Raw genomic sequence first — 1,230 nt, forward strand, 5'->3', positions numbered from 1 at the left:
GGTTTTTTCCGAACTGTTTCCGATGCTGAAGCTATGCTTCACGGCTTTTTCATCTCCGCTAAGATTTTTTGCTTCGATCTCATCGAAAAGTGTTAGGCAGCGGCTTGTATCGACCAGAAAAGCCTCGTCCATTCTGCGCACGCGATCCTTATTAAATTCTTCTGTTTCGTCTGCATAAGCGCCATAATCTCCAAATGAAAAGGAGACTAATGCAGCGAGTTTCCCCGAAATGTATCTGCAGTAATTTGGAATATCTACATTATTATTTTTTTTCAGTAAATTTCTTTAGTTTATCTCCTGATTTTACTAATTTTTCTCTGATTTTAATTATTTCTTGTTCTGTTTTTTTCTCGAAAAATTTCTTTTTACATCTCTATATTGATCATCAAATTCATAAAAAATAACGCGTGCCGAACGAATGCTTTCCAGCCGCTCCTTCAAAGTTAATTCCTGAGCTTCAATAGGGGAGGAAAGCAATGTCCCCAAAATTATACCTGCAACGAGATAGTTTTTTACCATTCTAAGCCTCTATCCCGGCCCGGAGGAAAAATCTCTGGCGCTTTCCATCACACCAAAAAGGAGAGTATCATGGAAGTCAAGCCATCTGAACCCGCATCTATGGATATTTTTGCGGCGACCCTGAAAGCCAGTTTGGCACCGCTGGGGGCGCTTCGGCGCGATATTCAGCGGTTAACGCAAGGGATTGCCGAGTTTCGGCAGGATTTATTGGCCAGTCTGGGGCAAACCAGCCAAATTCTAAACGAGGTTCTGAAGGCTTCGCCTGAGGCTAACGGCAGTGTACAGGATGTGCTGAAGCGGGGCGCAAAACTGACGCTCGATTTTGATCGGATCATGACCGATCTCAAGATCGATATGAAGTATACGGCGGAGCAAGCTGCCGCTGCTCAAGAGCGTATCCAGAGTCTCGCCCAGTCAACGGGTCGCACCAGTGGCGAAATTGCCCAGATTATCAAAACTAACATCGAGAAGATGGGTGAAGATTTTTTAACGGCGGCTAAGGGCGCTTCCCAGTTGGAGAAGCTGGTATCCAATATTGCGCGAGGGGCAACGGCCTATTCTTTCGATCCGACGGATTTGGGGGAGTTGGTTTCAACCGCCGTGGGCCGCACCAATGTAAAACCTACCCACCATCAGCAAGTACCCTTAATTCTTGCGCAGACGGCTAAGGATGCCGATGTTACGCCCAAGCAACTCCGGTCGGGCCTACCG

General features: G+C 46.5%; 2 protein-coding genes. One reads left to right on the forward strand and one right to left on the reverse strand.

Annotation, left to right across the window (positions count from 1 at the left end):
• Positions 1–327 precede the first annotated feature (327 nt).
• Positions 328–519 carry a hypothetical protein gene (locus VZ95_RS24620; protein WP_156995463.1) on the reverse strand — a complete coding sequence of 64 codons (192 nt, stop codon included), beginning with the start codon at positions 517–519 and terminating at the stop codon, positions 328–330.
• A gap of 69 nt (positions 520–588) precedes the next feature.
• On the opposite strand from VZ95_RS24620, the gene VZ95_RS20165 reads away from it, so the two are divergent.
• Positions 589–1,230: hypothetical protein (locus tag VZ95_RS20165; protein WP_156995464.1), on the forward strand; the 642-nt coding region annotated here is incomplete at its 3' end.

It is taken from the genome of Elstera litoralis (assembly GCF_000963705.1).
In the GTDB taxonomy this organism is placed as follows: domain Bacteria; phylum Pseudomonadota; class Alphaproteobacteria; order Elsterales; family Elsteraceae; genus Elstera; species Elstera litoralis.